We start from the raw sequence: 21,758 nt of genomic DNA, 5'->3' as shown, positions 1-21,758 counted from the left end.
GGAAGGAGCAGCGGCGCCGGACCCGCTGCCCGGTGTTGCCCATACGCGATGGCGCGAACATTTCCCAGGATTAGCCGGCGGATTTCCAATCACGGTGCTTGCAATAGCCGCGCGGGCCGCTAAAAGCCCGGTTAAAGGGCGTAGGCGAGTCTGTTGGGGCTCTCCATCCTCCACCAGGAACGGTGCATGAAACTCTTCGCGGGCAATTCCAACAGGGTGCTGGCCGAGGCGGTCGCCCGCTATCTCAACATCCCGCTGGGCAAGGCCAGCGTCAGGCGCTTCGCCGACCAGGAAATCTTCGTCGAGATCCAGGAAAACGTGCGCGGCGAGGATGTCTTCATCCTGCAGTCGACTTCCTTTCCGACCAACGATCACCTGATGGAACTGCTCATCATGATCGACGCCTTCATGCGCTCGTCGGCCAAGCGCATCACGGCGGTGATCCCCTATTTCGGCTATGCCAGGCAGGACCGCCGCGCCTCCGGCCGCACGCCGATCTCGGCCAAGCTGGTCGCCAACATGATCACCCGCGCCGGGGTCGACCGCGTGCTCACGCTCGACCTCCACGCCGGCCAGATCCAGGGCTTCTTCGATATTCCGACCGACAATCTGTTCTCGGTGCCGGTCATGGCCCGCGATGTGAAAGCGAAATACAAGCAGCTCGGCAACGTCGTCGTGGTGTCGCCCGACATTGGTGGCGTGGTGCGTGCACGCGCGCTGGCCAAGCGCTTCGACGCACAGCTCGCCATCGTCGACAAACGCCGCGAGCGTCCCGGCGAATCGGAAGTCATGAACATCATCGGCGCGGTCGCCGGCAAGGACTGCCTGCTGATCGACGACATCGTCGATTCCGGCGGCACGCTGTGCAACGCCGCCGATGCGCTGCTGGCCAACGGCGCCACCAGCGTCACCGCCTATATCACTCATGGTGTGCTGTCGGGCGGCGCGGTCACCCGCATCAGTGGCTCCAAGCTGCAGGAACTGGTGATCACCGATTCCATCCAGCCGACCCAGGGCGTGCTCGACGCCCCCAATATCCGCGTCATCTCGATCGCCGACCTGATGGGCGAAGCCATCTCGCGCACGGCAACCGAGGAATCGGTGTCGAGCCTGTTCGACTAATTGTCGATCCGGGCGGGCGCGTAGCGCAGCAAAACCGATTACAACGTGCAATCAGTGCTCCTGCAAATGGACCTTAGACCGAAGGTTGGCGCATCAGCTTGATGCCATCGGCATGCCTCAAGCGGCGATCGGACCGCCTATGCGCCGCGGGTTTTCGCCGGCATCTCGCGCACCGCGCATATAGCCGCGCGGCGAGGCGCCCAGCATGCGCTTGAACATGGTGATGAAGGCCGGCACGCTGTCATAGCCGAGATCGAGCGCCACCCGGGTGATCGGCTCCCCATCGGCGAGCCTCGGCAGCGCCGCGAACAGGCATGCTTGCTGGCGCCATGTCGACAGCGACAGTCCGGTCTGGCGATGAAAGGCGCGCGTGAAGGAGCGTCGGCTCATGCCGGCGGCGTCCGCCCACTCGTCGATCGTCGCGCGCGGCGACGGTGCCGCCACGAAACGCCGGCACAGCGCCGCCAGCCTGGGATCGGAGGGGAACGGCAGGCCAAGCGGCCGCTCCGGCAAAGTCGGAATTTCGTGCAGCAGGAGATTCATGATCAGCCCGCCACGCCCTTCCAGCACGCCGCCTTGCGGCAGTTTTTCCGATTCAACGATCAGGCTGTGCATCAGGTCGGTGACGCCGACGACGCGCAAGCCTTCCGGCAGTCCGGGGATCGCTCCCGGCATGACATAGACCGAGCGCATCGAGACATCGCCCAGCATCTCGACGGAATGCTCGGTGCCCGCGGGGATCCACATGGCGTGATCGGGCGGCACCATCCAGCGCCCGTGCCGCGTCGTCACCAGCACGACGCCGACCAGCGCATGCAGCAACTGGCTGCGGCTGTGGCGGTGCCGCGGCACATGGTAGCCGTCGGGATATTCGGTCGGCAACGCCACCGCCGGCCCGGCCACTTGCTCCAGCCATAGCCAGCGACGCTCGTGCAACTGCTCGAGGTCGGCACTACCAGCGTGAAAAATTTCCCTGCCGTGCGGCATAAGCTATGGCCCACTTGCGAAACTATTGGACCAAACCACGAAAGAAGTCGTCCCGCAAGCGGCCTATAAGCCATCCGTTCCCAAGGCGGCCGCAGGAGCGTCCGCCAGCTTGCCCGCGGGTATGCCCGCCAAAAAGACTACGGAGCTGCCTTGACCGATACGACAGCCGTCGCCCCTCCCGCGACCGCCAGCCATGCTTCAGCCCAGGCGACGGCCTTCACCGTCATCCTGGCGGTGAGTTTTTGCCATTGCATCAACGACATCATGCAGTCGCTGCTATCGGCCATCTATCCCCTGTTGAAGGAGAATTACGGCCTCGATTTCTGGCAGATCGGCCTTCTCACCTTCACCTTCCAGGTGACCGCGTCGCTGCTGCAGCCGGTGATCGGCATGATCACAGACAAGCGGCCAATGCCCTATTCCCTGCCCTACGGCATGGCCTCTTCGCTGATCGGCCTGATCGTGCTTGCCTATGCCGGCCACTACACGCTGCTCCTGATCGGCGCTTCGCTGATCGGCATCGGCTCGGCGATCTTCCATCCGGAATCCTCGCGCATCGCCCGCTTCGCCTCAGGCGGCCGCTTCGGCCTGGCGCAGTCGCTGTTCCAGGTCGGCGGCAATTTCGGCCAGTCCATGGGACCGCTGCTGGCGGCATTCATCGTCGTGCCTTTCGGCCAGACCAGCATTTCATGGTTCGCCGTCGGCTCGCTGATCGGCATCGTCGTGTTGTGGCAGGTCGGCGGCTGGTACAGCCGCTTGCGCGCCACGCAGGCGAACCGCAAGACGTCCAGTTTCGTCTCGCCCTTCCCGCGCCGCAAGGTGATGGGGGCCCTGGCCGTGCTGACGCTGCTGGTGCTGACCAAGAACGCCTACATCGCCAGCCTATCCAGCTACTACACCTTCTACGCCATCCATAAGTTCGGCGTTTCGGTGCAGATGTCGCAGGTCATGCTGTTCCTGTTCCTCGGCGCCTCGGCGCTGGGCATCCTGCTCGGCGGTCCCTTCGGCGACCGCTACGGACAGAAGGCGATGATCTGGTTCTCCATCGTCGGCGTGCTGCCCTTCACGCTGGCGCTGCCCTACGCGAACATGGAATGGACGATGGTGCTGACGGTGCTGATCGGCCTGATCCTGTCGTCGGCCTTCTCCAACATCGTCGTCTTCGCGCAGGAACTGGTGCCGGGCCGCGTCGGCATGATCGCCGGCATCTTCTTCGGCTTCGCCTTCGGCGTCGGCGGCATAGCGGCGGCCGTGCTCGGCATCGTGGCCGACATGAAGGGCATCGACTTCGTCTTCCAGATCTGCTCGTATTTGCCGTTCCTGGGCCTGCTGACGGTGTTCCTGCCCAACATGAAGGAAGCGCGGAAGGCCTAGCCTGGAAAGAGCCTCGACACGTGCGCGCGCGTCGAGGCCTCAGTGCAAGCCGAATTCGCGCAGCAACTCCTCACGGTGGCGCACGAAGCGGCTTTCGCTGCGATCACGGGGGCGCGGCAGGTCGACGGTGATCAGCCGCGCCGCGCCGCCCTTCTCCTTGGGCAGGATCAGCACTCTGTCGGCGAGATAGATCGCCTCCTCCAGATCGTGGGTGACCATGACCATGGTGACGTTTTCCTCGCTCCAGATACGCGCCAGTTCCTCCTGCATGGAGATCTTGGTCATGGCGTCGAGGGCGCCGAGCGGCTCGTCGAGCAGCAGGATCTCGGGCTGCACCGTCAACGCCCGGGCAATGCCGACGCGTTGCGCCATGCCGCCCGAAAGCTGCCGCGGGTAGGCATCGCTGAACTCGGCAAGACCGACCAGCGCTATGTAGAAGCGCGCCCTCTGCTCGGCCTGCGCCTTGGGCACGCTGCGAACTTCGAGGCCGAAGGCGACATTGCCAAGCACGCTCAGCCAGGGCAGCAAGCGCGGTTCCTGGAAGATCACCGCCCGCTCCGCGCCGACGCCTTTTATTTGCTTGCCGTCGATCGCAACGGCGCCTTCGTCGGCGGTTTCCAACCCGGCAAGGATGCGCAGCAATGTCGTCTTGCCCGATCCGCTGGCGCCGACAATGACCAGGCACTCGCCGGAGCGGATGTCGAGATTGAGCGAACGCAGCACGGCGAGCGAGCGCCCGCCGAGCGCAAAGGACTTCGACAGGTCGCGGATCGTGACCTCGCCGCGTGCTGTGGCCATGCTGGGTGCCTCCTTGCTCAATTGGTCTTGCTTTCGCCTGGCCGGTAGAGGATGTCGGCAGCCTTGAGTTTGCCTCTCGGCAGGCGGCCGTCGCGCTCGAGCACGGCCACCCAGAAGTCGATGTCGCGGTCGGTCGCCACCGCCTTTTCGCGCAGGCCGAAGCCCGTCCAGTAGCGCGCCAGTTCGCCGTTCTCGCCGCGTTTGTCGAGGATTTCGGCCAGCACCTCGCGGGCCTCGTCGGGATTCTGCCGCGACCAGTCGGCCGCACGCGCGGACTGTTCGACGAAGTTCTTGGCGGCGTCGCGATTGGCGGCGATGAAATCCCGCCGCAGCACGATGAAGCCGCCCGCGATCTCGCCCAGCACGTCGGCGTCGTTGAACACGCCGCGCACACCGCCATTGGCCACCAGGGCGCCCGCGAAAGTCGCCTGCCAGTAGCCGAGCCCGGCGACATCGACCTGATGCGAGCGCAACGTCTGCTCGAGTTGCGGCCCCGGCACCACGACGAGCTTCGCGGCGTCCGGCGGCAGGCCGACGCTGTGCAGCGCCTCACGCACCGCGTAGTCGAGATGGGCGCCGAGCGTGTTGACGGAGATCGTCTTGCCGGCGATGTCCGCGATCGACCTGATCGGGCTGTCCTCCAGCACATAGAAGACGCTTTTGACCTGGCTGTTGATGCCGTTGCTCGGATAGGCGGCGACGAAGTCGTTGCCGCCGGCGATCGAGTTGATCACGGCCGGCGTGGCGGCCGAACCCAGGTCGACGCTGCCGGAGGCGAGCGCAAACAGCGATTCCGGGCCGCCGCCGGCATAGCCGACATTCTCGAGCTCGATGCCGAGGCCCTTGAAGTAGCCGAGTTGGTCGGCAAGCTCATGCGGCGAGATGCTGCCGCGGCTGGCGAGATAGCGTATCTTGACGGAAGCGGCCTGCGAGCGCGCGATCGATGGTAGCCCGACGGCGATGATGCCGGCGGCAAGAGGGGCGCGCAGAAGCAGCGAGCGGCGTGTGATGGTCATGATCCGGCCTTTCACTTTTCAAAAATGACGATGATGGGGGCGGCTGTTCAGCCGGCGGAACTGCTCCAGCGGCAAAGCCGCCGCTGCAGGCTGACCAGCACCTGGTTCGCGATCAGGCCGAGCGCGGCCAGGATGACGATCGACGCGAACATCAGCGGGATCTGGAAATTGTACTGCGCGTTCATCACCTGGAAGCCGATGCCTTTGTTGGCGCCGATCATTTCCGAGGCAATCAGCAGCAGCAGCGCGGTGGTCGCGCCGAGCCTCAACCCGACGAAGATCGAAGGCACGGCGCCCGGCAGCACGACGCGCCGGAATATGGTCAGCCGCCGGGCGCCGTAGACGCGCGCCATTTCGAGCAGCTTCGGATCGACCTCCTTGACGCCGCTGATCGTGTTGAGCAGCAGCGGAAACAGCGTTGCCCAGAAGATGACGAACACTTTGGAGGCTTCGCCTAGCCCCAGAAGCAGGATGAAGACGGGATAGAGCGCCAGGGCCGAGGTCTGCCGGAACAGTTGCAGGATCGGATCGAGCGCCGTCTCGACGCTGCGGGTCTGACCCATGACGAGGCCGAGCGGGATGGCGACCGTAGCCGCCGCGGCGAAGGCGAGGCCGGCGCGCTGCAGGCTGATGGCGATGTCGCCGAGCAGGCTGCCCCCGGCGAGGCCCTTCCAGAGCGCTACGACGATCATGTCGATCGGCGGCAATACCGCGGCATTGACCCAGCCGCCACTCGCCGCCGCCTGCCAGAGCGCCAGGAACCCCAAAAGCACGCCATAGCGCGACAGCAGACGCGTGAGGGTTCGGCCAGCCAGGCTCAGAATATCGGCGCCGAGCCCGTTGCCGTTTTCATGCGCGCCGATGCCGGTCGGCCGTTCAATGTGCTGCAAAGTCATCGTCATGCCTTTCGCTTCAACGCATCATTCGGCGGCGAGCACGGTCGAACGGGCAACCGTCCAGGGGTTCTGCGGCCGCTTGAGGCCAAGATTCTCGCGCAGCGTCCTGCCCTCGTAAGCGGTACGAAACAGGCCGCGCCGCTGTAATTCGGGGACCACCAGGTCGACGAAATCGTCTAGCGCGCCGGGCAGCCATGGCGGCAGGATGTTGAACCCGTCGGCGGCTTCGTTGCTGAACCATTCCTCCAGCTGGTCGGCGACCTGAATGGCGCTGCCGATCACGGTGTAGTGGCCTCGTGCGGTCGCGACCCATTGATAGAGCTGGCGGATGGAGAAGTTGTGCTCGTCGGCGATCTGGCGGATCAGCGCCTGGCGGCTCTTCATGCCTTCGGTTTCGCGGCTCGGCGGCAGCGGTCCGTCGAGCGGATAGCCCCTGAGATCGAGCGTCTGCCCGGCAAGTCCGTTGAGCAGCGCGACGCCGTCCTCGGGCAGGATCAGGTCGTTCAATTGCTGATACTTGGCTCGCGCCTCTTCTTCGGTGCGGCCGACAAAGGGCGCCACGCCCGGCATGATCAGCACCTGTTCGGGATCGCGGCCGGCCGCCGCCACGCGGGCCTTGATGTCGCGATAGAATTCCTGCGCGGAGGCAAGGTTCTGATGCGCGGTGAAGATGACCTCGGCCGAGGCGGCCGCGAGCTTGCGCCCATCCTCGGACTGGCCCGCCTGCACGACCACGGGGTGGCCCTGCACCGGGCGGGGCACGTTGAGCGGCCCTTTGACACTGAAATGCTCACCCTTGTGGTCGATGTCGTGAAGCTTGTCCTTGTCGTAGAAGCGGCCCGTTTTCTTGTCGCGGATAAAGGCGTCGTCCTCCCAGCTGTCCCACAGCGCCTTGACCGTCTCGACATGCTCATGCGCTCGTGCGTAGCGCTCGGCATGGTTGGGCTGGATGTCGCGGTTGAAGTTGCGCGCCGTGTCGTCGCCCGCCGAGGTGACGACGTTCCAGCCGGCCCGGCCATTCGACAAGAGGTCGAGCGAGGCGAATTTACGGGCAAGCGTGTAGGGCTCCTCATAGGTGGTCGAGGCCGTGGCGATGAATCCGAGATGCGTCGTCAGCGGCGCCAGCGCCGCAAACAACGTCACTGGTTCGAAACCCGCGATCTTGGCGTTGCCGCCTTCGCGGGCGCCAAGCCCGACCGTCAGGTTGTCGGCGAGGAAATAGGCATCGAACAGGCCCCGTTCGGCGGTCAGCGCGAGCTGCTTGTGAAACTCGAAATTGGTCGCGCCGTCGGCCGGAGCGTCGGGATGGCGCCAGGCGGCGACATGCTGGCCGCCACCGGGTAGAAAGGCGCCGAGCTTGATCTGTCTTGATTTGATGGTCATGGCTGGGTCCCTTTGTTCGAAAACCATTTGGAGTTCAGGCGGCGAGGCCGACGCTGCGTGCCGTCCCGACGACGCGGGAAACCTCGGCAACCGCCTGCCGGGCGCGGGCATGGATGGCCTCCGACACCAGGACGCCGTCGGCGAAATCCTTGTCCGATGCGTAGATTGCGGTCGGCACGGTCAGCGCCTCGAAAAAACCGAACAGCGGCCGCAGCTGATGTTCGACGATCAGCGAGTGGCGTTCGCCGCCGCCCGTCGCGGCAAGGATGACCGGTTTCCCGCGCAACGACGACGGATCGAGCAGATCGAACAGATGCTTGAAGAGCCCGGTATAGCTGCCTTTGAAGGTCGGCGACCCCGCGACCAGCACGTCGGCGCCGACCAGTTGTTCGATGATGGCGCGGGCCGCAGGATCGAGATCGCCGAGGCGCCGAGCCGCCGGCAACGACGGACCGAGATTTTCAATGTCGTATATAGCCGAGGTCGCCCCGATGCGGTTCGCCGTCTCGCCGGCGATGTGGCTGATAAAGGCCTTGGTCTTCGATGGGCGGGTCAGGTTGCCGGATATTCCCACCACCAGCTTGTTCGTCATCGGGCTCTCCTCGCGGTCCTTATTCATTAAGACTACCGATTTTATAGAATTAAATGAGCGAGAAGATTTCAAAACTGGCGGAATAGGGAGATTGAGTTTGCGCCGCAGCGCCCTTCAGTGGTTCGGCAGATGCGCGGTTCCGGCCAAGGGCGTCGCCATTCTCGGACGCCAGGCCGACGAGCGACAGATCCAGGTCGACCCGACCGCCGCCGCAAGCTGCCCGTCCACTGCAACGCTCGAATGAGACCCCGACCGGACGCTGGCCGAACTCGATGCCTGAACCGAGAGATCCAGCCGCTGTGCGCGGCGTTGACGAGCGATCGTTGGCCACACCCGCGCCTGGCAGCCGTTCCGACGGTGAATTGTGCGGGGCGAGGATCAAATCGACGACCCGCCGTGCGGGTCGGCGGGACCTGAGCCAAGACTGATCAGGCGGATTTCAGCACGGTGAATGGGCGCTTGACGGTCCGTTTAACCTGGAAACTCCCGGCCGGAGCGGGACGGCCGACATGAAAACCCTGGACCTTGTCGATGCCGAATTCGCGCATGAGAGCCATCTGCTCGTCCGTTTCCACCCCTTCGACCAGGATTTTGTGGCCGCGGTTTCGGACCAGGGCGACAATGTCCTGGAGCATTGCCTTGCCGTTCGGGGTGGCGCAGTCGTGAAGGAAGGAGCGGTCGATCTTCACCGTATCGAAATCGATCAGGCGAAGCCACGAGAGGCCAGCGAAGCCGGTGCCGAAATCATCAAGCCAGATCTTGATCCCCAGCAGCTTCAGGTCGCTGATGCAGCGAAGAATGTCCGAATGCATCTCCATCTCCAGCCCCTCGGTGATCTCGAAGGCCAGCCTGTTGCCGGTGACGCCGGTCTCGCCCAGGATGGTCGCGACCGACGCCGCGAAGCCGGGCGTCTTGAGCTGGATCGGAGAGACGTTGACGCTGACCACGCGCACATGATCGTGCGCCAGGAGCTCGGCGCAAACAGTCCTGATGGCCCAGCGCCCGAGTTCCAGGATGGCGCCGGTTCGCTCCGCTACGGGAATGAACAGGCTCGGCGGAACCGATGTGCCGTCCAGCATTTTGAGGCGCATCAGGGCCTCCACCGCTTCCACCCGGTCCGTCGCGACATCCTGGATAGGTTGATAAACGAGTGAAACGAGATCCTGGCCGATCGCGATCTTCAGCAAAGCCGCAATGTTCTCGCTCTCGTCGCTGCTCTGGGGATCGGTTGGGTCGAACAGCCGGGCACAGTTTCGACCGCCTGCCTTTGCGAGATAGAGTGCGCGATCGGCCTCGTGGATGATCTTCTCCAGCTTGGCACCGGTCTGCGTCCTGGTGAATGCAGCGCCAACGCTTACCGTCACAACCGAGATACCGTCGCGCCGCAATTCGTGGGTAAGCGCCAGGTTCTCGACGGTGCGGCAAATGGCTTCCGCGATATCTATGATCTGATCCTTGTTCTCCATGCGGGCCAGGACGATGAATTCTTCACCGCCGTAGCGGCCGATCGAGCCATTGTATTCCCTGATCATATCCCGGAGGGCATTGGCGACATGGATAAGGCAACGGTCGCCTTCCTGGTGGCCGTAGCAGTCATTGAACTTCTTGAAGAAGTCCACGTCGATGAGCATCGCCACGAAACTGGTACCGACCCTTTGCCACTCCCCCCAGTAGTCCCTGAGCTTTTCATCGATCGCCCGTCGATTCTCCAGACCCGTAAGCGGATCGGTCCGCGACAGCCGCAGCAGGGCCTTGCCGCGTTCGGTGGCTTCCTTGTGCTGGATTTTGGCTTCCAGCGCGTTCAGGAAGACGTTGTAACGCTCCTCGTTCAGCTTCCAGTTCACATAGGACGTGAATGTGAAACATGAAACGTAGAAGGCGCCAAATACCATCTTGTATGTTACCGTGGCGGGCACAAAGTAATTCACGGCATACAAGACACACATGATGATGGTTGATGTCACGATCGATAGATTGAAACTGAATGTGAAGAATAGATTTGCACTCATCATAAAGATGGTGCCGAATACCATATAGTAGGCGACGCTTTCCTTGTCCGCGCTCATAAAGGCCGGGAACAACCAGCCGATATAGCCGAAAATGATGGCCCCGGCGCAAGTCACGTCGAGCCATTCCGTGGCCACTCCCCGGCGAAGTTGCGCCTCCAGGATCAACAGCGCGGTCACGCCGACGGCGAAGCGCGCCATGATCGTATAGGCCGCCACGTCCGGGATCAGCAGCAGATCCGTTGCCGAAAACAGGAGATAGATGGCCACGGCGATCCAAAGCCCAGGCCGGGCTTCCAGTCTTCGCTTCGCCTGGGCTTCCCTTCGGTAAAGGACGCGGAGCTCGTCGGGCCCCGGCTCGTAGCGGGCTTCGTACGGCTCTACATGCGCCATGTCGGCCAGTCTGGATGACACGCGTTCGCTCTCGACAAATCCTGGTTGAAGGGGATTTTGCGTTCCAAGTTCTTTTTTGGCTTCTGCCCCCACGCGGGCCAACTCCTTGGACGCGACGGCGACTGCGCACCTCGCACGACAATGCAACGGCGCGAAACAAATTTCGGTTAATTCAGGCCGTGAATCCAATGCGGTGGGTTTTAACGCGCGAACATGGTTGGCGGGAAATTAAGCATACCGTTAAAATGCGTTCGGGACGACATTGGCAAATCGAGCATTGTACGCAATAAGTTAACTGACTGTTAACTATGGAGTGCTCGAGTGCAAAGTGTCTTTGATGGCAAAAGCCTGATTACTGCCGAGATGATTGCCGGCAGTTTTCCAAGAAAGCCCGAGCATCACGGCGAGGCGTTCGAAACCGCCCGCGCGGAACTCGCGCTCATTCTCCACGCGACACACCAGCAGGTCGAGGAAGAGAAAGACCCTGCCGAGATCGTTCGTCGCCTGCTGTCCTATCTCAACGCCCTGCGGGCCAAGGTTCACCCCGACGTTTGGCAGTCGTTGATCCCGGTAGCGCAGAACCATCCGATCCTTGACTACTTTCTCCAGGACCCGCTCACCCGGTGGTCATTCACCAAGCCCAGGGGCTATTCCGGCGACGCGCAGTTGCTTGACTACATCTATTGTGATCCGCACGTGGCCGAAAGCGTGGCGAGCGCCTCGGACACAGGGAAGGCACTCTACAGCCATACCAAGGACGTACCGTCCTGCGTGGCGGCGCGGGAACGGCGCGATCTCTTGACCCGGTATGTCGACGAGACGGCGGACAAGAGCGGACCGCAAGCCGAGGTCCTGGCGATCGCCGCCGGTCATTTGCGCGAGGCCAATCGTTCGACCGCCTTGGCTGAGGGCCGCCTCAAGCGTTGGGTTGCGCTCGATCAGGATCCCCAGAGCGTTGGATTGATCGCGCGAGACTTCCAGGGCACCGCGGTCGAGGCCATCGACGGCTCGGTGCGGACCGTGCTCACCAGGGGCCACAAGCTGGGCAAGTTCGATCTCATCTACGCCTCCGGCCTTTACGACTACCTCCAGCACAACGTCGCCGTGAAACTCACGAAGACTTGCCTGCAGATGCTCAAGCCGAACGGCAGGTTCCTTTTTGCCAACTACGCCGAGGGCAATCCCGACGCCGGCTATAGGGAAACGTTCATGGACTGGGTGTTGCTGCTGCGCTCCGAGGCCGACATGTGGAACATCATCAATGCCAGCGTCGACCGCAACACCGTCGAGGCGCAGGTGTTCTTTGGCGAAAACCGCAACGTGCTGTATGGCGTCATCGAAAAGCGCGGATAGGGCAATTCCAGGAAAAATGTGCAGCGGTTTTCCCGGAGAAAGTGCGTAGCGCCTTCCCGGGCAATTGCCTAAGACAAAGAACTGGAGCGGGTCGGCGATCCTGTCGACGCTGAACCGCTCCAGTGACAACCGTGGACCGGCGCCGGCGTGAGGCCTCGAGCGCTTTCGGCCGGGCGAGTCGTCCCGCCCCGGACCGTTGCCTTTGGATGACTGCCTTTGGCTTGCACCTCCGGCCGCCTTCCGCTATAGAGCCGCCACCCGCGTAGACACCCTTGGAGGCAACGCGGCGGAAGGCCGCCTCACCCGGCGGCTTTCGACGTTTACGGTCCAGGCCCATTGCCAACCGCAAACGCTCCAGAACAACGCGAAAGGAAGTGCCATGAGCCACGATACTTACGAGCTCAAGGCCGAAGCGCGCGAACAGGTCGGTAAGGGGTCCGCCCGTGCAGTTCGCCGCAACGGTAAAGTGCCTGCAGTAATCTACGGTGACAAGCAGCCTCCCCTGGCCATCGCTCTCACCTACAAGGACATCTACTACAAGATCCACGGCGGCGGGTTCCTGACCACGATCGCCACGATCGATGTCGACGGCAAGAAGATCCAGGTCCTGCCGAAGGACTTCCAGCTCGACCCGGTCAAGGATTTCCCTGTCCATGTCGACTTCCTGCGCATCGGCAAGGACACCGAGGTCAATGTCGACGTGCCTGTCCACTTCATCAACGAGGACAAGTCGCCCGGCATCAAGCGCGGCGGCGTGCTCAACATCGTGCGTCACGAGGTCGAGTTCCACTGCCCGGCCAATGCGATCCCGGAATTCATTACCGTCGATCTCACCGGCGCCGACATTGGCGATTCGATCCATATCTCGTCGGTCAAGCTGCCGGCCGGCGTCAAGCCCGTCATCTCCGACCGCGACTTCACCATCGCGACCGTCGCCGGTTCGTCGGCGATGAAGCCGGAGACGGAAGAGACGGTCGAGGCTGCACCTGAGGCGGCTCCCGCCGCCGAAGAGAAGTAACTTTTTCACGCCCGGAGCTGACGATGCCGCTTGTCTTTGCAGGCCTCGGCAATCCGGGCGCGAAATATGCCGCCAACCGGCACAATGTCGGCTTCATGGCGGTGGACGCGATCGCCCGCCGCCACTCCTTTTCGCCCTGGTCTAAGAAATTCCAGGGATCGATCGCCGAGGGCACGCTCGGCGGTGAAAAGATCATCCTGATCAAGCCGCAGACCTTCATGAACCTGTCCGGCCAGTCGGTCGGCGAAGCGCTGCGCTTCTACAAGCTCGGCCCCGGGGCGCTGACCGTCTTCTACGACGAGATCGACCTTGCCGAAGGTAAGCTGCGCATCAAGACCGGCGGCGGCGCCGGCGGCCACAACGGCATCCGCTCGATCGACGGCCATGTCGGCAACGCGTATCGGCGTGTGCGCATCGGTGTCGGCCATCCCGGCGTCAAGGAGATGGTGCAGCATCATGTACTCGGCGATTTCGGCAAGACCGACCGCGACTGGCTGGACCCGCTGCTCGACGCGGTCGCCGACAACGCGGCGATGATCGTCAAGGGCGACGAATCCGGCTTCATGAACAAGGCCGCCCTCGCCGTTCAGGGCAAGGCCGGCGTGGAACCGGAAAAGCCGGCGCCCAAGCAGCAAAGCCACATCCGCCAGGCACGGCCGCAACAGGCGCCCGCCAAGCTGCCGGAGAGCGGCCCGATGGCCGCCATGCTGAAGAAGCTGTTCGGCAACAAGGACTGAGCTCGGGTCCATACGGCGTTACAGGGCTTGACGTTCATCACCCCTATCGCCCATAGCCCTCACCAAATCTCAAATTCCCGATAGGACCGGACAAAATGGGTTTCAAATGCGGCATCGTTGGCTTGCCCAATGTCGGCAAGTCGACGCTTTTCAACGCGCTGACGAGGACGGCCGCCGCGCAGGCCGCCAACTACCCGTTCTGCACCATCGAACCGAACACCGGCGAGGTGGCGGTGCCCGATCCGCGCCTGCAGAAGATCGCCGCGATCGGCAAGTCGAAGGAGATCATCCCAACCCGCATCTCCTTTGTCGACATCGCCGGCCTGGTGCGCGGCGCCTCGAAGGGCGAAGGCCTGGGCAACCAGTTCCTCGCCAACATCCGCGAGGTCGATGCCATCGTGCATGTGCTGCGCTGCTTCGAGGATGACGACATCACCCATGTCGAGGGCCGCATCGACCCGGTCGCCGACGCCGAGACGGTCGAGACCGAACTGATGCTCGCCGACCTCGAGAGCCTCGAACGCCGCATCGCGCAATTCCGCAAGCGCGCGTCCGGCAAGGACAAGGAAGCCTTGACCGTGCTGCCGATGATGGAGGCAGCGCTTGAGCTTCTGCAGGCCGGCAAGCCGACCCGCATCCTGCTCGACGGCATCTCGGCGGAAGACCTGCGCATCCTGCAGGGCTTGAACCTTCTGACCTCGCATCCCGTGCTCTACGTCTGCAACGTCGCCGAGGCGGACGCTGCCACCGGCAACGAGCACACCAGGGCCGTGGAGAAGATGGCCGCCGCTCAGGGCGCCCGCACCGTCGTCATCTCGGCCGCGATCGAAGCCGAGGTTGCGCAGCTCTCCGACGAGGAAGAGATGGAATTCCTGTCCTCGCTCGGCCTCGACGAGCCCGGCCTGAACAAGGTGATCCGCGCCGGCTACGAATTGTTGCAGCTCATCACCTATTTCACCGTCGGGCCGAAGGAGACGCGCGCCTGGACTGTGCACAAGGGCGCCAAGGCGCCACAGGCGGCCGGCGTCATCCACACCGATTTCGAGCGCGGCTTCATCCGGGCCCAGACCATCGCCTACAATGATTTCGTCACGCTGGGCGGCGAAGTAGCGGCCAAGGAAGCCGGCAAGGCGCGCGACGAAGGCAAGGAGTATGTCGTCCAGGACGGCGACATCATGCTGTTCAAGTTCAACACGTGATCCTTCGGTCATCTCCGCAGGGACCACAGGCCGGACTGTGAACAGACCAAGCCGGGTCGCATTCCCGACAGGGTAAGGCCGTGCACGGGCTGCCCTCGCTAGGCCTTCCGCTATTGGCTCAGTGAACGCGGAAGGGGACCATATGAAAAGGACCATCCCGACCCTGATCGGCTTCTCGGCCATTCTGACCTGGTCGTTCCTCGCGCTGCTGTCGACCGCCGCAGGGCCGATCCCGCCCTTTCAATTGGCGGCAATGACGTTTCTGCTGGGAGGCTCAGTCGGGGCGGCCAGCTGGATTGTCCGCCCGTCGGCGCTCAAGTCGCTACGGCAGCCATGGCAGGTCTGGGCAATCGGCACGGCAGGGCTGTGCATCTATCACTGCGCGTACTTTTTCGCCATCCAGTCCGCCCCGCCCGTCGAGGTGAGCCTGATTGCTTATCTCTGGCCATTGCTGATCGTCGTCTTCGCCGCTTTCCTGCCGGGAGAGCGGCTGAGGTCTCACCACATAGCCGGTGTGATGCTCGGCCTGGCGGGTGCCATCGTCGTCATCACCAAAGGCGGCAGCGTGGGGCTTGCCGACGGCGTGAAGCCGGGCCACGTCATTGCCCTGTTCTGCGCCTTCGTCTGGTCCGGTTATTCCGTCCTGTCGCGCCGTTTCGGCCAGGTGCCGACCGATGTGGTGGCGGTGTACTGCCTGGTCACCGCGGCCGTGGCCTTCACTCTCCATCTCGCGCTCGAGATCACTGTCTGGCCGCAGACAATGACGCAATGGAGCGCTATCGTCATTCTAGGCGTGATACCGCTCGGCGCCGGCTTCTACGCATGGGACCATGGCTGCAAGCGTGGAGACATCATGATCCTGGGCGCGCTTTCCTATGCCGCGCCGCTGTTCTCGGTGATCGTGCTGCTGCTGGCCGGGTTCGGCCTCTTCCACTGGTCTGTTGCGCTCGCTTGCGTCCTGATCACGGTCGGCGCGGTGATCGCCGCCAAGGACGTGTTGCTGAAGGCGCAAAAACAACCTCTTACCGAGGAACCATCGCGCGCATAGGGCCCGATCTGAGACTGCGACGTGGCTACTGCCCCACCACCGCCCGTCCACTCACCCAGACAGCGGCGATGTTGGCGCGTGCCGCGTTGAGCACGATCTTCTGGAAGACATCGTCGAGCGTGTCGTCCGCCATGCTGACATGAATGTTCGAGGCCTTCGCCGTCGTGTCGATCAGCAGCGCATCGAATTCATGGCCGACGCGAAAGCTGCCCGTCGGCAGGTCGAGCGCTTCGGCACCGCCGGCGGTGGCCAGCCAGAACGCCTCCTGATGCGTGATCGGCGCGCCGGGCGCGCCGCGCTGCGCTGCGTCCATGCCGGGATGGACACCGCTCTGCAGCGTCCTCGAGGCTGACAGCGCATGCCGGCAGCCGTCGAAGAGCGACGGGCTGTAGCCGCCGGAAATGTCCGTCCCGAGCCCGACATGCATGTGCCGGTCCAGCGCGTCGCGCAGCGGAAACACCGCATTGGCGAAATAGAAATTGGACAGCGGGCAATGCGCGACGCCAGCCCCCTTCCCCTTGATGAGGTCCATATCCTGCCCGTCGATGAAGTTTGAATGCGCCAGAATGGTGCGGCGCGTCAGCAGGCCGAAATCGTCCAGGCTAACCGCGTCGGTGCGGCCGAAGCGCGTCTCGACGAATTCTTTCGCCCAATCGCTCTCTGAGCAATGTGTCTGCACGTGGCAGCCGAACTCGGAAGCGAGTTCGCCCAGGCCTTGCAGCGCCGCATCCGTGCAGCTGGGGATGAAGCGCGGCGTGATCACCGGCCGGACCAGCGGTCTTTCGCCGGTATCCAACGATCTGACCGCCTCGATGAAGCGTCTGGTGTCGGAAATGGCGCTTGCCGCGTCGGCATCGCGATAGAAAGACGGGCACTGCTCGGGATCGTCCATCGCCACCTTGCCGACCAAAGCGCGCTGGCCCTTTTCGAGGCATATCTCGGCAAGCGCCAAGCTGGCCTCGACATGGACGGTGGCAAAATAGAGCGCCGTGGTGGTGCCGTTGGCGAGAAGATTGTCGACCAGGTCGGCATAGACCTCGCGGGCGTAGCCGGTGTCGGCATAGCGCGCCTCGAGCGGAAACGTATATTTTTGCAGCCAGACCTCGAGCGGCACGTCCAGTGCCTTGCCCATTTGCGGCCATTGCGGCGCGTGGATGTGCAGGTCGATCAGGCCGGGCAGCAGGAACTGGCCTTCGCCGAGCTCCACTAGGCTGCCCGCCTGGCGGGCATCGCTCTTCCTCGCCGCGTATTCGGGATGGCCGGGTGCGACAATCTCCGCGATCCGTCCCTGTGCATCGATGCTGAACAGATGGTCCTTCAGCACCTCCAGCCGGCCGCGCTCCGGCGTGTGGAAGGCGGTGCCAAGCAGCGTGAAGGCCTCTCTTGTCATGGATCGCTCCGGTTGCGCTGGCGCGTGTGGCCGTTATTGCATGGCGCGCAAGAAAACAGTTGGCAAACCTTTGCGCCGCTGTCCTTTGGCGCCGACTGATCCCATGATCGGCCGGGAAATTCCAGAGGGGACATCATGGAACGCACTGCACCGGAAATCACTTTGATTGCTCAGCCGGACGATCCGCTGCCACTGGGCAAGGCCGCCCTGCTCGGCCTCCAGCACGTGCTGGCGATGGATGTTTACATCGTGCCGTTCATCATCGCATCGGTCCTGGCCTTCAGCGCGGGCGATGCCGGCGCCTTCATCCAGTCGGCTTTCGTCGCGGCGGGCATCGCCACCCTGATCCAGTCGCAGCTTCTGATGCGCCTGCCGGTGGTGCAGGGGCCGTCCTTTGTGCCGATCGGCGCGGTGCTGGCTATCGCCTTCGGCGCCGGCGGCGGCATTGCCGGTCTTTCCGCGGTGATCGGAGCGCTCATTCCCGGCGCCATACTGGTCATGCTGCTCGGTTCGCCCACGGGAATCTTCCATCGCTTGGTAGACCGCTTTGTCCCGCCCATCGTCGGCGGCGCCATCATCATCGTCGTCGGCATCGCGCTGATGCCGGTCGCACTCCGCGAAAGCGTGTTCGCGGTCCACGGCACTGCCACCGTCGGCGGCAATATCATCCTTGCCTTTGTTGCGGCGGCGGTGCTCGTCGGCTGTATGCTGACCGGCATGGCGCTCGGCGCAAAGGGCGCCTGGCTGCGCCTGCTCTCCGTAATCATCGCACTTGTGGCCGGCTGCGTGGCCGCCGCCTCCATGAGCCAACTCAACATGGGAGCGGTCTCCGAGGCGACCTGGTTTTCGATGCCGCGCGTCGCCTTCCTCAACCTCGACGTGACGTTCTCGCTCTCGGCGACGCTCACGATGCTCATCGTCTATATCGTGGTCCTCGCCGAAACCACCGGCACCTGGTTCGCGGTCGGCGCCGTTATCGACAAGCCGCTGTCGAATGAACAGCTCGACAGGGGCGCCACCGGCGAAGGCCTCGGCTGCCTGGTCAGCGCACTGCTTTGCAGCACGCCGGTCACCGGCTATTCGTCGAATGCCGGCATCATCGCCATCACCGGCATCGCCAGCCGCGCCGCTTTCGCCGCGGCAGGCATCTTCCTGGTCCTGTTCGGACTGATCGGCAAACTGTCGGCGGTGATCGCCTCGATCCCGGGCCCGGTCATCGGCGGCGTGTTCGGCGTGCTCTGCGTCGTCATCGCCATGAACGGGTTCCGCGTCGTGCGCGGCACGCCGCTGACGGAAAGGAACATGCTGGTCGTCGGCCTGCCGATCCTGATGGCCCTGTTTGCTACGCTTGCGCCGCCGGATTTCGTCAAGACGCTTCCCGATATCGTGCAGTACATTCTGGGCTCGTCCATCGCCTTTGGCGCCGTCTGGGCCATCGTGCTGCACCAGATCCTGCCGAGCGCCCGATAGGGGATTCGCAGGCCGGCCCCCGCGGGTCCGGCCAGCTCTCCACGATAAGCCCGAAGCGCGGTCGATGACCCGACCCGTCGAAGCTTTCATGCTGCCGGCTGCTCGACGAATTTTCTGAGCGCCCCTGGTGTCGGCCCCAAGTCCGGCTTGTCTTGATTTTGTCATGCCGCAAGTCTAAGCGGCGGGCACAGGCTCGGCGCACGAAGGCTAGTGCGATCCGATACGACGCAGCAATCCGAACGCGCTTTCCGGCAGGGAGATCTGGCGATGATCAAGGCTTTCGTCGTGGACAATGATCGCCTGCGTCTCACGGACGATCTCCTGGCCAATGGCGACAAGGTCGTCTGGGCCGATCTCTTCAATCCGACCAAGGACGAAGAGGCAACAATCGAGAATTGGCTCGGCATCGCCGTTCCGACCCGCGAGGAGATGGAGGAGATCGAGATTTCCAGCCGCCTCTATATCGAGGACGGCGCCTACTTCATGACCGCCACCTTGCCCGCCCAGACCGACGTCGACGATCCCCTGATCTCGCCGGTCACCTTCGCGCTCGCCGGCAATAGGCTGGTCACCGTGCGCTATCACGAACCGAAAGCGTTCAAGACCTTCCCTTTGCGCGCCGAGAAGGTGGCGACCGGCTGCACCAGCGGCGACACCATCCTGATCGGCCTGCTGGAAGCGATCGTCGACCGGCTCGCCGACATCCTCGAGCGCGCCGGCCGCGACGTCGAAGCGATCTCGCGCGACATTTTCGAGGCGCGATCGACCAAGGTGTCGAAGCGCAACCGTGATTTCCAGGAACTCTTGAAGGGCATCGGCCGCAAGGAGGACATCGCTTCCTCCGTGCGCGACAGCCTGATCTCCTTGCAGCGGCTGGCCGGCTTCCTCGCCCATGTCGCGACCCAGGCCAAGATGAGCAAGGACGTCCGCGCCCGCATCAAGACCTTGTCGCGCGACGTGCTTTCTCTTGCCGACCACGCCACCTTCCTGTCGCAGAAGATCTCCTTCCTGCTCGACGCCACGCTCGGCATGATCTCGATCGAGCAGAACGCCATCATCAAGATCTTCTCGGTCGCCGCCGTCATCTTTCTGCCGCCGACGCTGGTCGCCTCGATCTACGGCATGAATTTCGACGTTATCCCCGAGCTCAAATGGGAGCTCGGCTATCCGTTCGCAATCGCCATGATGGTTCTGTCGGCGATCCTGCCCTTCTGGTATTTCCGCCGCCGCGGCTGGTTATGACGCAACGGCCGGCCGGGCGCCCGCGGCTGGCTCACCAGAAAGGGCTTGACCAAACGCCGTCCGGCCTGCATCCGGGTTGCCGATCCATGTGGATCGCGCGTTCGGCAACCGGATTCCACGCCATGACTGGAAAGACATGGGCCTATGAGGACTTCGTCGAAGGAGCCTCGTTCGACCTCGGCACCAAACAGGTGAGCGCGGCCGAGATCATCGAGTTCGCCAGCGAATTCGATGCCCAGCCGATGCATCTCGACGAGGAGGCCGGCAAGGCAAGCATCCTGGGCGGCCTCTCGGCCTCGGGCTGGCATACCTGCGCCATGTTCATGCGCATGCTATGCGATGCCTTCCTGCTGGACTCGACCTGCCAGGGCGCGCCCGGCGTCGATCAGGTCAAATGGAAGAAGCCGGTGCTGGCCGGCGACACGCTCAAGGGCAGCCTCGTCGTCCTGGCCAAGCGTCCTTCGAAATCGAAGCCGCAGCTCGGCTTCGTGACCATGCGCAGCGAGCTGGTCAACCAACGCGGCGAAAGCGTCTTCGAGCTCGAGAATTCCGTCATGTTCCTCACGCGCAATGCCGCGGGGAGCCTTGCATGATGCTCGACGAATTCTTCCGCGTCGGCACCACCGTCACGCTGGGCTCTCATACGTTCGAAGCCGAGGCGATCAAGGCCTTCGCCCGCAAATACGACCCCCAGGTCTTCCACATCGATGAGGATGCCGCGAAGAAGAGCGTGCTGGGCGGGCTGTGTGCGTCCGGCTGGCATACCGCCGCCACCTGGATGAAACTCAACCTCGAAACCCGCATGGACGCCGAGTGGAGCGGCCCTGGCCCGACGCCCGAATTTGGCCCCTCGCCCGGCTTCAAGAACCTGAAATGGCTGAAGCCGGTCTATGCCGGGCAGACCGTGACCTTCACCCGCACCGCCCTTTCCCACCGCCCGATCGCCTCACGTCCGGGCTGGCGGGTGCTGACCTTGCGCTCGGAAGCCTTCGATTCGACCGGCGACAAGGTACTGGAGTTCGAAAGCGCCGTGCTGGTCAAGGTGGAGTAATGGCGCCTCTTCCTTCTCCCAGGGAGAGAAGGAGGAACTGCTCTCTCAATGCCCCTCGAACCCGATCAGCGTCCGCACCGGCACGCCGAGCGCTTCCAGCTTGGCGCGGCCGCCGAGATCCGGCAGGTCGATGACGAAGCAGGCGGCAAGGATATCGGCGCCGATCTGGCGCAGGAGATTCACCGCCGCTTCCGCCGTGCCGCCGGTGGCGATCAGATCGTCGACCAGGATCACTTTCTCGCCCGGCGACACGCCGTCCTTGTGCATCTCCATCTCGTCCAGCCCGTATTCCAGGCTGTAGGCGACGCGCACTGTCTCATAAGGCAGCTTGCCTTTCTTGCGGATCGGCACGAAGCCGGCGGAGAGCTGATGGGCGACGGCGCCGCCGAGGATGAAGCCGCGCGCTTCGATGCCGGCGATCTTGTCGATCTTCTCGCCGGCATAGGGATGCACCAGCTCATCGATCGCGCGGCGGAAAGCGCGCGCGTTGCCAAGCAGCGTGGTGATGTCGCGGAACAATATGCCGGGCTTGGGATAGTCCGGGATGGTGCGGATCGCCGCCAGCAGCGTGTCTTCGAGCGAAGGTTTCATGAGGCGGCTCCGGGTGGTCCAGTTTCGGCGGAAGGGCGTGAAATGGCGCAGCGCCAAATCCTATCCCGGCGCGACCGACAACGGCTAGCGCG

The 21,758-nt window shown here is 63.6% G+C and carries 21 protein-coding genes; 12 read left to right on the top strand and 9 right to left on the bottom strand.

Annotation, left to right across the window (positions count from 1 at the left end; genetic code table 11):
• Nucleotides 1–186 precede the first annotated feature (186 nt).
• On the top strand, nt 187–1,122 hold the full coding sequence (locus FJ443_RS22865; protein ID WP_140496017.1) for a ribose-phosphate pyrophosphokinase: 936 nt from the start codon (nt 187–189) through the stop codon (nt 1,120–1,122).
• Between the two features lie 117 nt (nt 1,123–1,239).
• Here the strand turns inward: FJ443_RS22865 and FJ443_RS22860 are convergent, their stop codons facing one another.
• On the bottom strand, nt 1,240–2,109 hold the full coding sequence (locus tag FJ443_RS22860; protein WP_140556082.1) for a helix-turn-helix transcriptional regulator: 870 nt from the start codon (nt 2,107–2,109) through the stop codon (nt 1,240–1,242).
• 150 nt (nt 2,110–2,259) lie between these two features.
• Here FJ443_RS22860 and FJ443_RS22855 point away from each other — a divergent pair, with 150 nt between their 5' ends.
• Entirely contained in the window at nt 2,260–3,483 is a 1,224-nt protein-coding gene (locus tag FJ443_RS22855) for an MFS transporter (protein WP_140666080.1), read from the top strand.
• Between the two features lie 39 nt (nt 3,484–3,522).
• Here the strand turns inward: FJ443_RS22855 and FJ443_RS22850 are convergent, their stop codons facing one another.
• From FJ443_RS22850 to msuE, 5 genes are read right to left on the bottom strand one after another with little or no spacing between them, the layout of a single operon-like run.
• Nucleotides 3,523–4,281, bottom strand: coding sequence for an ABC transporter ATP-binding protein (locus FJ443_RS22850; protein ID WP_140666078.1), 759 nt, complete (start codon nt 4,279–4,281; stop codon nt 3,523–3,525).
• Nucleotides 4,282–4,298: 17 nt separating this feature from the next.
• Nucleotides 4,299–5,297 (bottom strand): ABC transporter substrate-binding protein, encoded by a 999-nt coding sequence (locus FJ443_RS22845; protein ID WP_140666076.1) that lies wholly within the window; start codon nt 5,295–5,297, stop codon nt 4,299–4,301.
• Between the two features lie 47 nt (nt 5,298–5,344).
• The gene (locus FJ443_RS22840) at nt 5,345–6,193 is read right to left on the bottom strand and encodes an ABC transporter permease (RefSeq protein WP_140496422.1); all 849 of its coding nucleotides are present in this window, start codon (nt 6,191–6,193) and stop codon (nt 5,345–5,347) included.
• 24 nt (nt 6,194–6,217) lie between these two features.
• Nucleotides 6,218–7,576 (bottom strand): LLM class flavin-dependent oxidoreductase, encoded by a 1,359-nt coding sequence (locus FJ443_RS22835; RefSeq protein WP_140649715.1) that lies wholly within the window; start codon nt 7,574–7,576, stop codon nt 6,218–6,220.
• 34 nt (nt 7,577–7,610) lie between these two features.
• A complete protein-coding gene (gene msuE, locus FJ443_RS22830) occupies nt 7,611–8,168 on the bottom strand; it encodes an FMN reductase (protein WP_140556085.1) in 558 nt (185 codons plus the stop codon).
• A 97-nt stretch (nt 8,169–8,265) separates the two neighbouring features.
• On the opposite strand from msuE, the gene FJ443_RS31255 reads away from it, so the two are divergent.
• Nucleotides 8,266–8,412 (top strand): hypothetical protein, encoded by a 147-nt coding sequence (locus FJ443_RS31255; RefSeq protein ID WP_181168390.1) that lies wholly within the window; start codon nt 8,266–8,268, stop codon nt 8,410–8,412.
• Nucleotides 8,413–8,596: 184 nt separating this feature from the next.
• Here the strand turns inward: FJ443_RS31255 and FJ443_RS22825 are convergent, their stop codons facing one another.
• Nucleotides 8,597–10,567 (bottom strand): EAL domain-containing protein, encoded by a 1,971-nt coding sequence (locus FJ443_RS22825; RefSeq protein ID WP_140556205.1) that lies wholly within the window; start codon nt 10,565–10,567, stop codon nt 8,597–8,599.
• A gap of 321 nt (nt 10,568–10,888) precedes the next feature.
• On the opposite strand from FJ443_RS22825, the gene FJ443_RS22820 reads away from it, so the two are divergent.
• The 5 genes from FJ443_RS22820 to FJ443_RS22800 all read left to right on the top strand — a co-directional run bounded on the left by FJ443_RS22820 (nt 10,889) and on the right by FJ443_RS22800 (nt 15,922).
• Nucleotides 10,889–11,920, top strand: coding sequence for a class I SAM-dependent methyltransferase (locus tag FJ443_RS22820; RefSeq protein ID WP_140666074.1), 1,032 nt, complete (start codon nt 10,889–10,891; stop codon nt 11,918–11,920).
• Nucleotides 11,921–12,299: 379 nt separating this feature from the next.
• Nucleotides 12,300–12,938: a 50S ribosomal protein L25/general stress protein Ctc gene (locus tag FJ443_RS22815; RefSeq protein WP_140496025.1), complete on the top strand. Its 639-nt coding sequence runs from the start codon at nt 12,300–12,302 to the stop codon at nt 12,936–12,938.
• Between the two features lie 23 nt (nt 12,939–12,961).
• A complete protein-coding gene (gene pth / locus FJ443_RS22810) occupies nt 12,962–13,675 on the top strand; it encodes an aminoacyl-tRNA hydrolase (protein ID WP_140666072.1) in 714 nt (237 codons plus the stop codon).
• Nucleotides 13,676–13,770: 95 nt separating this feature from the next.
• Nucleotides 13,771–14,874 carry a redox-regulated ATPase YchF gene (gene ychF, locus FJ443_RS22805; RefSeq protein WP_140666070.1) on the top strand — a complete coding sequence of 368 codons (1,104 nt, stop codon included), beginning with the start codon at nt 13,771–13,773 and terminating at the stop codon, nt 14,872–14,874.
• 142 nt (nt 14,875–15,016) lie between these two features.
• Nucleotides 15,017–15,922, top strand: coding sequence for an EamA family transporter (locus FJ443_RS22800; RefSeq protein ID WP_140496426.1), 906 nt, complete (start codon nt 15,017–15,019; stop codon nt 15,920–15,922).
• 25 nt (nt 15,923–15,947) lie between these two features.
• Here FJ443_RS22800 and guaD read toward each other — a convergent pair whose 3' ends face one another.
• The gene (guaD, locus tag FJ443_RS22795; RefSeq protein ID WP_140666068.1) at nt 15,948–17,312 is read right to left on the bottom strand and encodes a guanine deaminase; all 1,365 of its coding nucleotides are present in this window, start codon (nt 17,310–17,312) and stop codon (nt 15,948–15,950) included.
• 135 nt (nt 17,313–17,447) lie between these two features.
• Between guaD and FJ443_RS22790 the strand changes: the two genes are divergently transcribed.
• The 4 genes from FJ443_RS22790 to FJ443_RS22775 all read left to right on the top strand — a co-directional run bounded on the left by FJ443_RS22790 (nt 17,448) and on the right by FJ443_RS22775 (nt 21,075).
• Entirely contained in the window at nt 17,448–18,782 is a 1,335-nt protein-coding gene (locus tag FJ443_RS22790; protein ID WP_140556094.1) for a solute carrier family 23 protein, read from the top strand.
• 267 nt (nt 18,783–19,049) lie between these two features.
• Entirely contained in the window at nt 19,050–20,024 is a 975-nt protein-coding gene (gene corA, locus FJ443_RS22785) for a magnesium/cobalt transporter CorA (protein ID WP_140631822.1), read from the top strand.
• 122 nt (nt 20,025–20,146) lie between these two features.
• Nucleotides 20,147–20,617, top strand: coding sequence for a MaoC family dehydratase (locus tag FJ443_RS22780; RefSeq protein ID WP_140496031.1), 471 nt, complete (start codon nt 20,147–20,149; stop codon nt 20,615–20,617).
• Nucleotides 20,614–21,075 carry a MaoC family dehydratase gene (locus tag FJ443_RS22775; protein WP_140582151.1) on the top strand — a complete coding sequence of 154 codons (462 nt, stop codon included), beginning with the start codon at nt 20,614–20,616 and terminating at the stop codon, nt 21,073–21,075. Before FJ443_RS22780 ends, FJ443_RS22775 begins: the two co-directional genes overlap by 4 nt.
• A 45-nt stretch (nt 21,076–21,120) precedes the next feature.
• On the opposite strand, the gene FJ443_RS22770 is transcribed toward FJ443_RS22775, so the two are convergent.
• Nucleotides 21,121–21,666, bottom strand: coding sequence for an adenine phosphoribosyltransferase (locus FJ443_RS22770; protein ID WP_140496033.1), 546 nt, complete (start codon nt 21,664–21,666; stop codon nt 21,121–21,123).
• Between the last annotated feature and the right edge of the window lie 92 nt (nt 21,667–21,758).

This window comes from Mesorhizobium sp. B2-6-1 (genome assembly GCF_006440475.1).
Classification (GTDB): domain Bacteria; phylum Pseudomonadota; class Alphaproteobacteria; order Rhizobiales; family Rhizobiaceae; genus Mesorhizobium.
Note: the sequence above shows the minus strand (reverse complement) of the source record. Positions and strands in the feature narration are given on the sequence as shown.

What these genes read in the sequence shown, in the direction of transcription:
- FJ443_RS22865 (WP_140496017.1), top strand. Translation starts at nt 187, where the DNA reads ATGAAACTCTTCGCGGGCAATTCCAACAGGGTGCTGGCCGAGGCGGTC.
- FJ443_RS22860 (WP_140556082.1), bottom strand. Translation starts at nt 2,109, where the DNA reads ATGCCGCACGGCAGGGAAATTTTTCACGCTGGTAGTGCCGACCTCGAG.
- FJ443_RS22850 (WP_140666078.1), bottom strand. Translation starts at nt 4,281, where the DNA reads ATGGCCACAGCACGCGGCGAGGTCACGATCCGCGACCTGTCGAAGTCC.
- FJ443_RS22845 (WP_140666076.1), bottom strand. Translation starts at nt 5,297, where the DNA reads ATGACCATCACACGCCGCTCGCTGCTTCTGCGCGCCCCTCTTGCCGCC.
- FJ443_RS22840 (WP_140496422.1), bottom strand. Translation starts at nt 6,193, where the DNA reads ATGACTTTGCAGCACATTGAACGGCCGACCGGCATCGGCGCGCATGAA.
- FJ443_RS22835 (WP_140649715.1), bottom strand. Translation starts at nt 7,576, where the DNA reads ATGACCATCAAATCAAGACAGATCAAGCTCGGCGCCTTTCTACCCGGT.
- msuE (WP_140556085.1), bottom strand. Translation starts at nt 8,168, where the DNA reads ATGACGAACAAGCTGGTGGTGGGAATATCCGGCAACCTGACCCGCCCA.
- FJ443_RS22825 (WP_140556205.1), bottom strand. Translation starts at nt 10,567, where the DNA reads ATGGCGCATGTAGAGCCGTACGAAGCCCGCTACGAGCCGGGGCCCGAC.
- FJ443_RS22815 (WP_140496025.1), top strand. Translation starts at nt 12,300, where the DNA reads ATGAGCCACGATACTTACGAGCTCAAGGCCGAAGCGCGCGAACAGGTC.
- pth (WP_140666072.1), top strand. Translation starts at nt 12,962, where the DNA reads ATGCCGCTTGTCTTTGCAGGCCTCGGCAATCCGGGCGCGAAATATGCC.
- ychF (WP_140666070.1), top strand. Translation starts at nt 13,771, where the DNA reads ATGGGTTTCAAATGCGGCATCGTTGGCTTGCCCAATGTCGGCAAGTCG.
- FJ443_RS22800 (WP_140496426.1), top strand. Translation starts at nt 15,017, where the DNA reads ATGAAAAGGACCATCCCGACCCTGATCGGCTTCTCGGCCATTCTGACC.
- guaD (WP_140666068.1), bottom strand. Translation starts at nt 17,312, where the DNA reads ATGACAAGAGAGGCCTTCACGCTGCTTGGCACCGCCTTCCACACGCCG.
- FJ443_RS22790 (WP_140556094.1), top strand. Translation starts at nt 17,448, where the DNA reads ATGGAACGCACTGCACCGGAAATCACTTTGATTGCTCAGCCGGACGAT.
- corA (WP_140631822.1), top strand. Translation starts at nt 19,050, where the DNA reads ATGATCAAGGCTTTCGTCGTGGACAATGATCGCCTGCGTCTCACGGAC.
- FJ443_RS22780 (WP_140496031.1), top strand. Translation starts at nt 20,147, where the DNA reads ATGACTGGAAAGACATGGGCCTATGAGGACTTCGTCGAAGGAGCCTCG.
- FJ443_RS22775 (WP_140582151.1), top strand. Translation starts at nt 20,614, where the DNA reads ATGATGCTCGACGAATTCTTCCGCGTCGGCACCACCGTCACGCTGGGC.
- FJ443_RS22770 (WP_140496033.1), bottom strand. Translation starts at nt 21,666, where the DNA reads ATGAAACCTTCGCTCGAAGACACGCTGCTGGCGGCGATCCGCACCATC.